13 protein-coding genes and 1 riboswitch are annotated in these 14,913 nt (G+C 33.3%); of the genes, 2 read left to right on the forward strand and 11 right to left on the reverse strand.

The genetic code is table 11. The annotated features are described in order from the left end of the window. Window positions 1–16 precede the first annotated feature (16 nt). The 11 genes from TD29_RS13235 to TD29_RS13280 all read right to left on the reverse strand — a co-directional run bounded on the left by TD29_RS13235 (window position 17) and on the right by TD29_RS13280 (window position 11,440). Window positions 17–1,066, reverse strand: a complete 1,050-nt coding sequence (locus TD29_RS13235; protein ID WP_040281225.1) for an NAD(P)/FAD-dependent oxidoreductase — start codon at window positions 1,064–1,066, stop codon at window positions 17–19. A gap of 1 nt (window position 1,067) precedes the next feature. Beyond that, window positions 1,068–1,643 carry a precorrin-2 dehydrogenase/sirohydrochlorin ferrochelatase family protein gene (locus TD29_RS13240; protein ID WP_040281226.1) on the reverse strand — a complete coding sequence of 192 codons (576 nt, stop codon included), beginning with the start codon at window positions 1,641–1,643 and terminating at the stop codon, window positions 1,068–1,070. 11 nt (window positions 1,644–1,654) lie between these two features. After that, complete coding sequence (cobA, locus tag TD29_RS13245; RefSeq protein ID WP_040281227.1) at window positions 1,655–2,419, reverse strand: uroporphyrinogen-III C-methyltransferase; 765 nt, start codon at window positions 2,417–2,419, stop codon at window positions 1,655–1,657. Between the two features lie 16 nt (window positions 2,420–2,435). Then, window positions 2,436–4,520 carry a HEPN domain-containing protein gene (locus TD29_RS13250; protein ID WP_040281228.1) on the reverse strand — a complete coding sequence of 695 codons (2,085 nt, stop codon included), beginning with the start codon at window positions 4,518–4,520 and terminating at the stop codon, window positions 2,436–2,438. A gap of 11 nt (window positions 4,521–4,531) precedes the next feature. Then, window positions 4,532–5,152, reverse strand: a complete 621-nt coding sequence (locus TD29_RS13255) for a phosphoadenosine phosphosulfate reductase domain-containing protein (protein WP_040281229.1) — start codon at window positions 5,150–5,152, stop codon at window positions 4,532–4,534. 9 nt (window positions 5,153–5,161) lie between these two features. After that, window positions 5,162–5,326: a DUF2061 domain-containing protein gene (locus TD29_RS18275; RefSeq protein ID WP_084203479.1), complete on the reverse strand. Its 165-nt coding sequence runs from the start codon at window positions 5,324–5,326 to the stop codon at window positions 5,162–5,164. Window positions 5,327–5,452: 126 nt separating this feature from the next. Beyond that, a complete protein-coding gene (locus TD29_RS13260; RefSeq protein ID WP_040281230.1) occupies window positions 5,453–5,863 on the reverse strand; it encodes an RrF2 family transcriptional regulator in 411 nt (136 codons plus the stop codon). Window positions 5,864–5,889: 26 nt separating this feature from the next. Further along, window positions 5,890–7,056, reverse strand: a complete 1,167-nt coding sequence (locus tag TD29_RS13265; RefSeq protein ID WP_040281231.1) for a trans-sulfuration enzyme family protein — start codon at window positions 7,054–7,056, stop codon at window positions 5,890–5,892. 29 nt (window positions 7,057–7,085) lie between these two features. After that, complete coding sequence (locus tag TD29_RS13270) at window positions 7,086–8,108, reverse strand: alpha/beta fold hydrolase (protein WP_040281232.1); 1,023 nt, start codon at window positions 8,106–8,108, stop codon at window positions 7,086–7,088. Between the two features lie 67 nt (window positions 8,109–8,175). Beyond that, window positions 8,176–9,468, reverse strand: coding sequence for an O-acetylhomoserine aminocarboxypropyltransferase/cysteine synthase family protein (locus TD29_RS13275; RefSeq protein WP_040281233.1), 1,293 nt, complete (start codon window positions 9,466–9,468; stop codon window positions 8,176–8,178). A 118-nt stretch (window positions 9,469–9,586) separates the two neighbouring features. Then, a riboswitch (SAM riboswitch) is annotated at window positions 9,587–9,710 on the reverse strand. 266 nt (window positions 9,711–9,976) lie between these two features. Next, window positions 9,977–11,440: a T9SS type A sorting domain-containing protein gene (locus TD29_RS13280; RefSeq protein ID WP_152611520.1), complete on the reverse strand. Its 1,464-nt coding sequence runs from the start codon at window positions 11,438–11,440 to the stop codon at window positions 9,977–9,979. A 305-nt stretch (window positions 11,441–11,745) separates the two neighbouring features. On the opposite strand from TD29_RS13280, the gene metK reads away from it, so the two are divergent. Both metK and TD29_RS13290 read left to right on the forward strand, forming a co-directional pair. Next, window positions 11,746–12,999, forward strand: a complete 1,254-nt coding sequence (gene metK / locus TD29_RS13285) for a methionine adenosyltransferase (RefSeq protein WP_040281235.1) — start codon at window positions 11,746–11,748, stop codon at window positions 12,997–12,999. A gap of 271 nt (window positions 13,000–13,270) precedes the next feature. Then, window positions 13,271–14,908, forward strand: a complete 1,638-nt coding sequence (locus TD29_RS13290; protein WP_040281236.1) for a hypothetical protein — start codon at window positions 13,271–13,273, stop codon at window positions 14,906–14,908. Window positions 14,909–14,913: the final 5 nt, after the last annotated feature.

The following is a 14,913-nucleotide window of genomic DNA, read 5'->3' on the forward strand; positions in this document are numbered from 1 at the left end:
TAAATACTTATTATAATTAAACGATAGCTTTTACTACTGCTTTTTCGGCTTCTTTTCGTGTGCCATCAAATCCATTTATTCCACTAACGGTTGTATATTTTAAAACATACTTTTTTCCTGGATTTAATATTTTATAAGCAGATTGGCACATCAACGTTGCTTCATGAAAACCACAAAGAATAAGTTTTAATTTCCCTTCGTAGGTATTTACATCTCCAATTGCGAAAATGCCTGGAATATTAGTTTGATAATCTAAGGTATTCACTTTAATAGCATTTTTTTCAATGTCTAAACCCCAATTTCCTATTGGACCTAATTTAGGTGATAACCCAAATAACGGAATGAAAAAATCGGTTTCTAAATACAACTCCTCTTCACCTTTTTTAACCGTGATTGCTTCTACATGATGATCTCCATGAATGCCAGTAACCTCAGCAGGTGTTATCAAATTAATTTTATTTAATAATTTTAATTCTTGTACTTTTTCTACGGAATCTAAAGCGCCTCTAAACTCATTTCTTCTATGGATTAAGGTGACTTCTGAAGCGATGTCTGCTAAAAAAATACTCCAATCTAAAGCAGAATCTCCTCCTCCAGAAATGACGACGCGTTTATCTCGATATACCTCTGGGTTTTTAATAAAATAGGCGACTCCTTTATCTTCATAATTTGCAATGTTTTCTATAAGCGGTTTTCTTGGTTCAAAACTCCCTAAACCTCCTGCAATTGCAACTATTGGCGCTTGGTGTTTGGTGCCTTTATTTGTGGTTACAATAAAACTCCCATCATCTTGTTTTTCTATCGTATCAGCGCGTTCACCTAAGGTAAAACCTGGTTGAAATTGCTTACCTTGATCTAATAGGTTTTTAGTTAAATCACCAGCTAAAATTTCTGGCAAACCTGGTATATCGTAAATTGGTTTTTTGGGGTATAACTCTGAGCATTGTCCACCAGGTTGTGGTAACGCATCAATTAAATGACATCTTAATTTTAATAAACCTGCTTCAAAAACTGTAAATAAACCTGTTGGTCCTGCTCCAATAATTAATATATCTGTTTGTATCATTTTACTTTTGTATTAGATTTTCGGTAATTTTATTTAGGGCAGTAACTTTATCTTCAAAATCGCCTTTTAATGTTTTTCTATAAACGTTTAAGTTTTTCACCATTTGATTGATATCCTCTGGTATGACAGACTCAAAAAACTGTCGTAATCGTTTTGCTGTAGTTGGTGATTTCCCGTTTGTTGAAATGGCTATTTTAACATGGCCTTTAGTGACAATTCCGCCTAAATAAAAATCGCACAAGTCTGGAGTATCTGCAACATTAACTAATAAATGTCTTCGTTTTGCGTCATTGTAAACTTGATGGTTTACGCTTAATTTATCGGTTGCCACGATCACCAAATCCTTATCACATAAAAATGATTCTTGATACGCCATATTGTACATTTTTATATCAAATGTTTGTGCTAACGCTTTTACATCTTCTCTAAAAAAAGGCGCAACCATAGTTACATTAGCAGTTGGACTAGACTTTAATAAAAATGTTAATTTCTCTAAAGCTACATTTCCGCCACCAACGATTAGCACTTGTAATTCGTGCATTTTTAAGAAAATTGGATATAAATTGTTTCTTTCCATAGTTGGTGTATTTAAACGTATTGCGTTATGACTTCTTGCTTGATTGAGTTTAGTGCTACACGTTGGTTTACAACTTCACCAATAACAATAATTGCTGGTGATGAGAGTTGTTTTTTAGTAACAATAGATGTTATGGTTGATATAGACCCTATACCAACTTGTTCTCGATGTGTGGTACCATTTTGAATTATCGCAATAGCTGTGTCACTTTTATTTTCCGAAGAAAAAATTTGAACAATTTCATCTAGTTTACCCATTCCCATAAGAATGACTACGGTTGCCGACGATTGCGCAGCCAATGCAATATCTTTAGAAATTTGATGAGATTTTGTTGTTCCTGTGATGACCCAAAAACTTTCTGAAGCACCACGTTTTGTCAATGGAATACCTTGATATGCTGGCACTGCAATTGACGATGAAATCCCTGGTACTACGTAGGTTTCTATATTGAACTTTTTGGCGTAATCGATCTCTTCTGCTCCTCTTCCGAAGACAAAAGAATCACCTCCTTTTAACCTCACAACGTGACCATGAGATGTTGCTCTATTCACAATAAGTTCATTAATTTGATCTTGTTGATATGCATAACAACCTTTACGTTTCCCTACAAAGATGAGTTCTGCTTCTGGCTGAGCATATTCTAATAGAGATGTATTTATAAGTGCATCATACAAAATTACATTTGCCGACTCAATAGCTTTAATTCCTTTTAAAGTAATTAATTCTTCATCTCCTGGTCCTGCGCCAACTACTGTTAATTTTGCTATGGGTTTCATGGCTTTATCTTTTTAATTATTGAAGGTCTTTTGCTCTTAAACCTCTTACTATGGTTAAAAATTCTTCAGCGTTTTTGATGTAAGCTTTTGCAAATTTTTTGGTTGGAGCATGCACTTTTATTTGGTATACTAAATCTGAAAATGAAACTGCCAAATTTAACTTTTGAGTATCTACAATACGCTCATCAAATTGCTTAATGATGCCTGCTTGCGTGTTTGTTTTCACATCTAATGATAGTAAAATTGCTTTAGCAGAATTGACCATAGAACTGTAAGCAAAATAAATAGCGCTTGAGTAAACTTGGTTTGAAAAAGCAATTGTTGCTGCTTCAATTTTCTCTTCACTTTCTAGAAATAAAGTTGCTATTAGATCAATGACAACACCTGCACATTCTCCAACACCAATGGCTTTCACATAAGCCTCATCACTTCCCCAATCTATAAAATCATTTTGCGTTAAATTGTCGCTATTTGATAAGTCTGTTAAGAGTTCATAAAAATACTTTTCGCCTTTTTGAGCGTAATAATCTTCAAATTTTAGATTGGTTGCATAGGTCTCAAAATCATCTAAAATTCTACGTAGTGCTTCTGGTCCTCGTTTGCTAGGTATTTTAACCACTTTATCTGCAAAAACACCTGATCCATTTCCTTTATTTCCGCCACCTAACAATACTTGAAGTGCTGGTGCGATTAGCTTGTCTTTTGTTCGAATGGTCATACCTTGAAAACCAATATTTGCCATATTATGTTGACCACACGCATTCATACAGCCACTAATTTTTATGACTAAATCTTCATTTTTTAAGTATTGCGGATACTCTTGTTTTATAACGCGTTCTAGCTCCTCTGCAATTCCTGTGCTACTAGAAATCCCAAGATTACAGGTATCTGTTCCTGGACAAGCTGTAATATCTATTGCTTTATTATAGCCAAGCTCTGTGAAGCCTAATTTTTTTAATTCGGTATAAAAAAGAGGTAATAAATCTTCTTTTACAAACGGAATTAAGATGTTCTGCCTAAGACTCAATCTAATTTCTCCTGCAGCATATTGTTCTACTAAATTTGCTAATAACCTTGCTTTGTCGGTGTAAAAATCGCCCAACAACACTTTAATTCCAATAGCTACAAAACCTTTTTGTTTTTGAGGAATGATGTTGGTAGATTTCCATAATTCAAAATCAATAGCATTATCAATATCAATTTTTGGTGTTTCTACGGAAACAGGAATAGACACAGGATAATTGCTAGAATCAATCTCTACCGTTTTAAATTCTATGGCCTGTTGCTCGTATTCTACCAATGTTTTGAAAGCCTCCAAACCAATATTTTTAATTAAAAATTTCATTCGGGCTTTGGCTCTACTTTTACGTTCACCATGACGATCAAAAATTCTCAAAACACCTTCCATAACTGGAATGATTTTATTAGTAGGTAAAAAGTCATAAAGTAAATCTGCATGTCTAGGCTGAGACCCTAATCCGCCACCTAATAGCACTTTAAAACCGCGTTCTCCATTTTGGATTTTAGCGATAAAACCCAAATCGTGGATGTATGACAAACCCGTGTCTTCATTAGAAGCTGAGAATGACACTTTAAACTTACGTCCCATTTCTTGACAAATTGGGTTACGTAAAAAGAAACGAAATAGCGCATCTGCATAAGGTGAGACATCAAAAGGCTCATTAACATCAATGCCTGCAGTTTCACTTGCGGTAACATTTCTTACGGTGTTACCACAAGCTTCACGTAGTGTTACGTTATCGCGTTCTAACTCTTCCCAAAGTTGAGGCGTACGATCTAAATCTACGTAATGAATTTGAATATCCTGCCTTGTTGTGATGTGTAAACGTCCTCGTGAATACTCATCAGAGACGTCTGCAATTCTACGTAATTGGTTGCTTAGCACTTTTCCGTAGGGCAATTTAATACGAATCATCTGCACGCCTTGTTGACGTTGTCCATAAACACCTCTAGCGAGACGAAGGCTTCTAAATTTCTCTTCATCAATTTTGCCATCATGAAACAATGCAATTTTATTTGCTAATTCTATGATGTCTTGCTCAACAACAGGATTTTCTATTTCGGTTCTAAAACTTTGCATACTTTTTTTATTTATTGCAAATGGATACCACACTCTCTATTTTGCAAGGCTTTTATTGGATCAAAATAGTCAAAGTTTTTAGGGAGATCATGCGTATTTAAATACTTATCTAAATCGTCATCTGTCCAATAATAAAACGGACTAATTTTTAAAATCCCATCCTTACTATAGCTTAAAATATCTTTCTTATTTCTAAGTTCTGTTTGGCGAATTCTAATGTTAGTAAACCAAATCTCAGGATTGTGCTCTTGTAATGCTCTTCTAAAAGGTTCTAGTTTTACTACTTCAGAGAATTCAGCATGATTATCGTCTTCAATACTTGGTAAACCAATAGTTGCGTCTATCTCTGCTTTACTTTTAAGAGATTGGTATTTATTGATATTTAGATTGTAATTTTTAATTAAATCCTCAGCATGTTTATACGTACTTGGTTGATTGTAGAGCGTATCACACCAAATCACATTGATGTCTTTATCATGTTTAGCCATCGTACTTAATAAAATGGCAGAATACTTGCCAAAACTTGTGGTTACGATTCTTTTCTCTGATAAGGTTAAAGCCCACTCAATAATTTCATTTGGTGATTTATATTTAAGTTCCTTATTTAATTGCTCAATATCTATATCTATCATCTTCCCGTTTTATTTTGTTCTAGTAATGAAATAGGTAATAACTATTGTTACTAAGGCACCTAAAACTCTCCAGCTGATGGTTTTCACCAGTATTTTCTTTATTTTATCTCCAATTGCTTCATATGTTTGTTCTTCTACAGAGGCAACTTTACTTCTATTTAAAATTGTATTCATAAAATATATTTAATTATTTTTCTAATACCCTATCGGGTTAGTAGGATAATAATGCAAACCTAAAGCATAATACTGTAATATTAATAGTTAATTTGATAAAAATAATTTGAATTTATTGCGAATGTGTTAATTCGCTAATTCAGCTAACGTAGTGTTTCTAAATATCTTAAGAGAATTATCTCGAATTTGAATCATTAATTTATGAACTGCACAAGTCCCTTCGTCAGGACAATCATCACATTTTTCATAATAATTTAAACTAACGCATGGCACCATCGCTATTGGACCTTCAAGAATTCTCATTACTGTAGTCATTGGAACATCTTTAGGGTTTTTAATTAAATAATAACCACCACCAATGCCTTTTTTAGACCCTAAAATGCCATTCTTTTTAAGGGTTAACAAAATACTTTCTAAAAATTTCACTGATATATTTTCGCTTTTTGAAATCGTGGCAATTGAGACCGGATTTTTACTATCCTGTCTCGCCAAATAAGTGAGCGCTTTAATACCGTATTTTGTTTTCTTTGATAACATCAACACAAAGATACTTTTTTATACTATCAATTTAAAGCCTGATCTAAATCGTTAATAATATCCTCTACGTTTTCTAATCCAACAGAAATCCGAACCAATCCTCCTGTTATACCTACTTCTAACCTATTTTCTTCGGAAAGTTTAGCATGAGTTGTTGATGCTGGATGTGTAACAATAGTTCTAGTATCTCCTAAATTTGCAGACAACGAACATAATTTTATGGCATTTAAAAATTCACGTCCAGATTTAACACCTCCTTTAACTTCAAAAGCCACTACATTACCGCCTAATTTCATTTGTTTTTTTGCAATCTCATATTGAGGATGTGATTTTAAAAAAGGGTATTTAACCGTTTTAATTCCTGAATGTTTTTCTAAGAACTCAGCCACCTTTAAGGCATTGTCACAATGTTTATCTACGCGTACAGCTATGGTTTCTAAACTTTTAGATAATACCCAAGCATTAAATGGTGATAATGCAGGACCTGTATTTCTTGAAAACAGATAAATCTCTCTAATTAAATCAGCTTTACCAACAGTTACTCCTCCTAAAACTCGTCCTTGACCATCTATTAATTTTGTTGCCGAATGAATGACCAAATCTGCACCAAACTTAATTGGATTTTGTAAATAAGGTGTTGCAAAACAATTATCAATAACCAATAAAATATTATGCTGTTTAGCAATTTGACCTAAACGCTCTAAATCTATAATATCTACTGCTGGGTTTGTTGGACTTTCGGCATATAAAATTTTGGTATTTGACTGAATTAAAGCTTCAATTGAATCTAGATTATTAACATCAAAATAACTGGTTTCAATATTCCATTTTGGTAAAAACTTTGTGAATAATCCATGAGTTGATCCAAAAATACTACGTGCAGAAACAATATGATCTCCAGCATTTAATAATGCCGCAAATGTTGAAAATACAGCAGACATACCAGTTGCAAATGCGTATCCAGCTTCAGCGCCTTCCATTTTACAAATTTTCTCTACAAACTCAGAGGTATTAGGATTTGTAAAACGACTGTAAATATTGCGTTGTTTTTCTTCGGAAAATGACGCTCTCATATCTTCGGCATCTTCAAAAACAAAGCTCGATGTTAAGTACAAAGGTGTGGAATGTTCTAAAAACTGAGAACGTTCTGTTTGAGTCCTAATCGCCTCTGTTTCAAAATTTTTACTGCTCATAATTTTGTATTAAAAATAATTATCATTCCTTATGAACGCTTAGCCAAACTACTTCCAACCTTCTCACCATTTTTAAAGGGCTTACTAGGTTTGAAAATTGGTTTTAAGATCTTTTTCAATTGCTCAAATTCTATCAAAAATGCATCATGACCATGAATTGATTTAATTTCCGAAATACTCACATTGCTACTTATGAGTTTAAGATCAACATAAGTGTCCCAATTTTCTTCAGATTTAAAAAACAAATCACTTGGAATAGTTACAATATGAATATTAGACCGTATAGCTCCAACAACCTCATTAAATGAGGTTCTATTTTTTGTGATATCTATAGTTTTTAAAATTTGGTTCATCAATTTATAAGCCGAAACATGAAATCGTTTATTTAAGGCTTTACCATGATAATCTAACCAACTCTCTACATTAAAGCGTGCTTTAGACACTTGGGTTCTTTGAAACTTATTAGTAAGAGACTCTGGTGTTCGATACAAGGTCATGGCATGCATTCTAGCATCTGCCAATGGTGCAGTAGAATGATTTAATATGGCATCTTGAATATGACAATTAGCAATAAGCCAATCTGTAGATTTCCAATCTGTAGCCACAGGAATTAAGTGGTCAATTAATTGTGGTTTTAAAGCTGCAAGTTCCCAAGCAATTCCGCCACCTACAGATCCTCCAATAACGGCAAAGAGCGAATTAATATCCAAAGCTTCCAATCCCAATGCAAAAATTTCGGCAATGGTTCTGGCCGTAAAATCTTTATAATTATCAATGAGATGCGCTTCATTAGCATCAAATCCATTTCCGGGAATATTAAAAGCCAAAACTGAAAACCTATTGGTATCAACACATTTGTTTTCACCTATCAAATCATTCCACCAACCCTCATTTCCGCAGACATTAGAATTCCCAGTTAACGCATGATTTACCAAAACAATAGGTGCTTCATGTAATGGTTTTCCAAACAGCTGATAGGATAATTCAAAATTTTGAGTCTTGCCTGAAGCAAGCTCAAAATTTGAAATTGATATATATTTTAATGACGACATGTTTAAATTTTAATAATTGGATACCACTTAAACAAAACAATTTTGATGGATATCAACTAATAATACATTAGGCTAAAACAGTATTTTTCACCACTTCAAAAGCGGCTTTCAAATCTGATTTTAAATCTTCGATATTTTCAATACCAACAGATAAACGGATTAAATCTTTAGTTACTCCTGTTGTTTCTTGAGCCTCATCACTTAATTGCTGATGCGTAGTACTTGCAGGATGAATGATTAAAGATTTTGTATCACCAATGTTAGCAAGTAGTGAAAATAGTTGTGTTGTATCTGCTATTTTTTTTGCAGACTCATAACCTCCTTCTACTCCAAAAGTAACGATACCACTTTGTCCGTTAGGTAAATATGTATTGGCTAATTCTTTATACTTGCTAGTTTCTAATCCTGGATAATTAACCCAATTCACTTCTGGCTGTTGTTGCAACCATGTTGCCAACTCAAGTGCGTTTTCACTATGTTTTTTAATACGTAACTCTAAGGTTTCTAAGCCTTGAATAATTTGAAAGGCATTAAACGGACTCAAAGCGCCTCCATAATCACGTAGACCTTCAATTCTAATTTTTGCTATAAAAGCTGCAGGTCCAATAACCTCACTATATACCAAACCATGATATCCAGCAGAAGGCTCGGTGAATTCTGGGAATTTTCCATTGGTCCAATCAAACGTACCTGCATCAACTATGATGCCTCCTAATGAGGTTCCATTTCCATTGATATACTTTGTCAACGAATGAATGACGATATTTGCACCATATTCAATTGGATTTAATAGATAAGGTGTTGCTACAGTATTATCAACAATAAAAGGTACTTTGTGTGCTTTTGCTTGTTTAGAAATAGCTTCAATATCTAGAACATCTAATTTTGGATTCCCTAGAGATTCTACAAAAATGGCTCTTGTATTTTCTTGAGCTGCTTTATTAAAATTTTCTGGATCTGATGGATCTACAAACGTCGTTGTAATGCCATGTCTTGGCAAGGTTACGCTCAATAAATTGTAGGTTCCTCCATACAAACTATTAGAAGCCACGATGTGATCTCCTGCTCTTAACAACGTTAATAGTGTTGTAGAAATTGCTGCAGTACCAGATGCTGTTGCTACAGCAGCAATACCACCTTCTAATGCAGCAATACGTTGCTCTAATATGTCATTGGTAGGATTATTTAAACGCGTGTAAATAAATCCTGGAACAGATAAATTAAATCGTCCTGCAGCATCATCTGAATCGTCAAATACATAGGCTGTAGATTGATAAATAGGTACTGCTCTAGTGCCTCCAGTTTTTGTTGTGTCGTGTCCTGCGTGCAACGCTTTTGTTGCAAATTTTTGTGTACTCATTTTTCTAAGTTTTTGAGTTAATTAAAGATTAAACCAAAAGCCAAATAAGCCTCGAAAGGCATACCTAATAGAAAAATGTTATGAAGAAATCGCTAATTACAGATGAGCAATTAGTTTTTAGTTATCTATCCAAATTTGCAAAAAATGACTTGCACCTTCAAGTAGAATTTAGCACCTTCATAGTAAATCTATGGGTTGCTAAGGCTTCAACGAGTCTATCTCTCCACCTTTCTTGATAACATTTCAGTAAGTGTTTGAACTTTGTGAGTACAAATATTGCAAAATTTAAATTGGACGACCAAACGAAACGGAATATTTTTCTAAAATATTAACTTAATATCTGTTAAACAGAAAAATATTCGGCTATTATTAGCTTTAACTGTATTTACTTCGGAAATATTAAAAACACAATTGTATTCTCTTTTTAGATAAGAATAGTATTGCTCGAGTAATAGTTGTTCTTTCAAATTTGACGTTTAAATTCTATTTACTAAAACGTTTTATAAAATTATTCTTTCATAATTCTATGAACAGTTGTACGATCACTAATCTCGACAAAAACAATATATATTCCTGTATTCAATTTAGACATATCTACTTTTTCACTCGACATATTTGGTTCAGAACTTATTACTCTCTTTCCTAAAAGATCAAATACTTTTACTTGGGTTATAGGACTAACAGATTTTAATAATAAAATATCACTCGTTGGATTAGGAAATAAAGTGAACTCATTGAGCATATTTTCTTGAGTTGATAACGTTTTAGGTTCTAAAAGAATATCAAACAACCCTGTATTCTCAGTTGTATTTTCACTCCATACCTGTATATAGTAATCCGTATTTGCAGTAACCGAAATATCTAATAAAGAACCTGAGCCACATGCACTATTTATTGTACTCAAATTATCACAGGATCCACTCCATAGTTGTAGATTGTAACCATTAGAGACATTAACATCTACAATTGTAAATTCTTCAGAATTAAATGTAAACCATACATCTGCTCTATCAATATCATTACAAGAAGGTGTCTGTGAAGATTCCGAAGAAAATTCATTATTCCCTTCTAAAGATTCGTCAAAATTTAAATTTAAAGCTTCAGCACATTCCCTATTACTTGCTAGAATGCCACAAGAGATTGCTACTTCTTCTATACTATTACAACCAGTATCATTATTTTCAATGATTACCTCAGAACTTAATCCGTTACAACATTGATAAACTTGATTCACTCTATGACAAAGTGCCTCAACATTGCAAACTGATAGATTAAAATTATTCATTACGCGAATAAAAGGTATTGTGGTTGTATAATTATCCAATGCAGAGATATCAATTAACAAAGGATTATCTATAATTGTAATACTCTCTAAAAAATTAAAATCTATGGCTCCAAAACTTTGCAAATTATCATTTTCCCGTACTATAAAATTATCTCTACAAAATATATTGTCTCCAATACCATTTAAATCTACTAGAGAGTTGTTGTTTCTAATTATATAACTGTCTAAGTTAGCATTGATTCCCTGTAAACCATTAAGACTAACTAACAAGGGGTTATTTCTAATTTCAAAAGCTCCTGAAAACATGTCTAGACTCGACATATTAGAAAATGCACTAATATCCGTTAATGAGTTATTATCCATTATACCTAAACCACCTATACCTCCAAAATTAAATTCTAAAACATTATCTAGACCTGCAAGGTTTGTTAGTAAAAGATTATTTTTGATTAATAATGGACTACTCAAAACTGTAATTACTGATAAAGGTGTTAAATCAATAATATCTCCACCTTCTATTGTCATACCAGCAGTTACTTGTGTACAATTAGGATAATTTATAATAAAAGCATCTACATCTCCTTGAGAGTTTAAAATTATTGGTACATCAGGACATTGACCAAAACCAAACATAGGCATAATTACTAGGGTCAGGTTAAAAACTAAGGTGTAAAGTGTTTTTTTCAAAATTGCGCAGGCTTAATTGGTAAACAACTATTAGACTGCAAGTTAGCTGTTTTTACTTAGAATAACACTAAAGATAAATTTAAAAGTTTGACTTAAATAGTAGAAATTTAATGTTCTTCTAGGGTTTTCGTTAAAAGACTTTGTTAGTTTCTATTAACTGTTTACATTTGCACTTTCAAATACAGAGGAAAAATTTGTTCTGATTGCAACCTCATTAAAAAAATGCTAAAGCAGTTAGTTATACACTTCTCTAGCGACCAAGCAATCTCAAATTATTTTTCAGAATTATAAAATTTAAGAGATTTATGTCATATTTATTTACTTCGGAAAGTGTTTCTGAAGGCCATCCAGACAAAGTAGCAGATCAAATTAGTGACGCATTAATTGATCATTTTTTAGCGTTTGATAGCGAATCGAAAGTGGCTTGCGAAACCCTAGTGACTACAGGTCAAGTGGTTTTAGCAGGAGAAGTAAGATCTAACACGTATTTAGACGTACAAAAGATTGCTCGTGATACGATAAACAAGATTGGCTACACAAAAAGCGAGTACATGTTTGACGGAAATTCATGTGGTGTATTTTCTGCAATACATGAACAATCTGACGATATCAATCGTGGTGTAGATCGTGCTACAAAAGAAGAGCAAGGTGCAGGAGATCAAGGAATGATGTTTGGTTACGCAACTAGCGAAACCGAAAACTACATGCCTTTAGCATTAGATTTATCTCACAGAATATTAAAAGAACTTGCAGCATTAAGACGCGAAAATAAAGAGATTACCTATTTACGTCCAGACTCAAAAAGTCAGGTAACTATTGAATATAGTGATGATAACACACCTCAGCGAATTGATGCTATTGTAGTGTCAACACAGCATGATGATTTTGGTGATGACGACACCATGCTTGCTAAAATTAGAAAAGATATTGTAGATATTTTAATCCCAAGAGTGGTCGCTAAATTACCTGAGCATATTCAAGTATTGTTTAACGATCAAATCACTTATCACATCAATCCAACAGGGAAATTCGTCATTGGAGGACCTCATGGAGACACAGGATTAACAGGACGAAAAATTATTGTGGACACCTATGGTGGAAAAGGTGGTCATGGTGGAGGCGCTTTCTCAGGAAAAGATCCTAGTAAAGTAGATAGAAGTGCTGCTTATGCAACAAGACATATTGCAAAAAATATGGTTGCTGCAGGTATTTGTGATGAAATATTAGTACAAGTGAGTTATGCAATTGGTGTTGTAGAACCTACATCTATTTACGTAGACACATATGGTACTTGCCCATTTAATATTACAGATGGTGAGATTGCATCAAAAATCAAAGGTATTTTTGATATGCGTCCAGCTGCTATTGAAAGTCGTTTAAAATTACGTCAGCCAATGTATAGCGAAACTGCTGCATATGGTCATATGGGAAGACAACCGGAAACAGTAAGCAAAACATTTTCTCAACCAAATGGTGATGATTTAACGCTTGATGTTGAATTATTTACATGGGAGAAGTTGGATTATGTGGATAAAGTGAAAAGTGCTTTTGATTTGTAAAGCATATTTATAATAAGATTACGAAAACCTCTGAATTAAAATTCAGAGGTTTTTTGTTTTATAGATTACTTAAATTAGTATTTAAATGTCTGGTTGAGCGCAGTCGAAACCTACATAAATAGTTCTCGACTGCGCTCGAACAGACCATACCACTATATACAAAGTTCAAAACTTTAACATTTTTTCTCGTCAATCTACGTAGAACTACGTATTGATTTCCCCATAATTAAAAACCACTTTTGTTTTAACTAAATTATAAAACCTAAAATTCATGAAACAAAAAATGAAACACCATCTTAGAATTGCTATTCTGCTTCTAGGAACTCTAACTTGCTTTACAAGTTGTCAAAAAGATGACTTTAAAGACCCTGTTGAAGAAACTGGAGAATCGAGAGTGAAACGAATTTCTTTATCAGACTTTAATAATAAAGTTGGCAATAGTAAAGATTATAAAGAATTAAGTCGTCTGTTTGACGTCAATAAGCTAAAATCCAAAAATGCACAAGGTAGATTGGTAGAATCAGACTCTGCTACGATTGCTACTGATGAGATTTTAATGATTGAGCGTGAGGATAAGATCTTTTATACGTTTACTATTAAAACTACTACCACTAATGAAACTGGATCTTTTTACAATTTACTTGTTGTAACAAGTTTAACTGGAGATATAGATAATACTAAAATATTTGAATACACACCATCTGAAACTTGGTTACAGGATAAAACACAACCATTTAGTGGGTTTATGAAACTTCATGAAAATGATATTTTTAATGATGACTACATGAACAATTCATTTTTATCAAGAGGTTCTGGTGAATGCCTAATTGGTGTAGGTGGACATTGGGAATGTGAAGACGGTTTCCCTGATGCACCTGGCACATGTAACGCTAATAGCTATTCTTGGGTTGTAACTGGTACTTATGGACCATGTCCACCAGAATTGACACAAGAAGAAGACGATAATGGTGTAGCAGTTGGACCTGGATCGTCAGGAAATGGAGGAGGAGGAAGCGGATCAGGTTCAAATAATAATTCAGATGATGACGATTGTGTACCAAGTATAGACAACCCTTGCGATGATGATGAAACTGTTGTAATACCTCCACGAGATCAGGATGAAAACACTACTCATGAAAAAAATTGTGAGGAACTTAATAAACTGACTTCACCTCCAGGTTATAACCAACCTAATCCTTTTATAGATGATAATCATCCTGGTAATACTGATGGTTTAAATACAAATCCACGACTTGCAATTGTAAATGCAGATCAATCCTTAAATAATGACGTAGAAACTGGCTTTAGTTTAAGAAATGATGGGATCTTTGTACAAACTGGTCCTTATGCAAAATATATGCCTGCCAATAATCAAACTCATGGTGTAGATTTTCATTCGTACCAAAATCAATATGGTACCGTTCACACTCACCCATCTAATAGTAGCTTAAGAAAATGGATACCTATGTTTTCTGTAGATGATATATACTCCGTTCTCCAAATACGAAATCTATATACTTCTAGTCCCTTTCTTAATAGTCTTAATCCAAATGGTGATTCGTTATTTGTTTCTGTATTTATTGCTGAACAAAATGGCAATGCAAAAACCTATGCTCTTAAAATTGATGATATCACCAAATTTCAGAGTCTAATGACTATAAAAAATAATAAGAGAAAGTGGAAAAAGCTTAAAAAAGAACTATTAGACAAATATATAGATGAAGCTAACGATCATCTAGGCACAGAGCTGCAATATCAAAGAGTACTCTTAGAATTCATTCAAGAGAATGATTTAGGCGTATCTTTGTACAAAATGGAGCAAACAAATCAAGGAACTCCTCAAGTACAAGAAACATGGAAAAAGCTAAAATTAGGACTCGAAGATACTATTATTGATTCACAATGTTAACCTAC

The organism is Psychroserpens damuponensis (assembly GCF_000826655.1).
Lineage (GTDB): Bacteria > Bacteroidota > Bacteroidia > Flavobacteriales > Flavobacteriaceae > Psychroserpens > Psychroserpens damuponensis.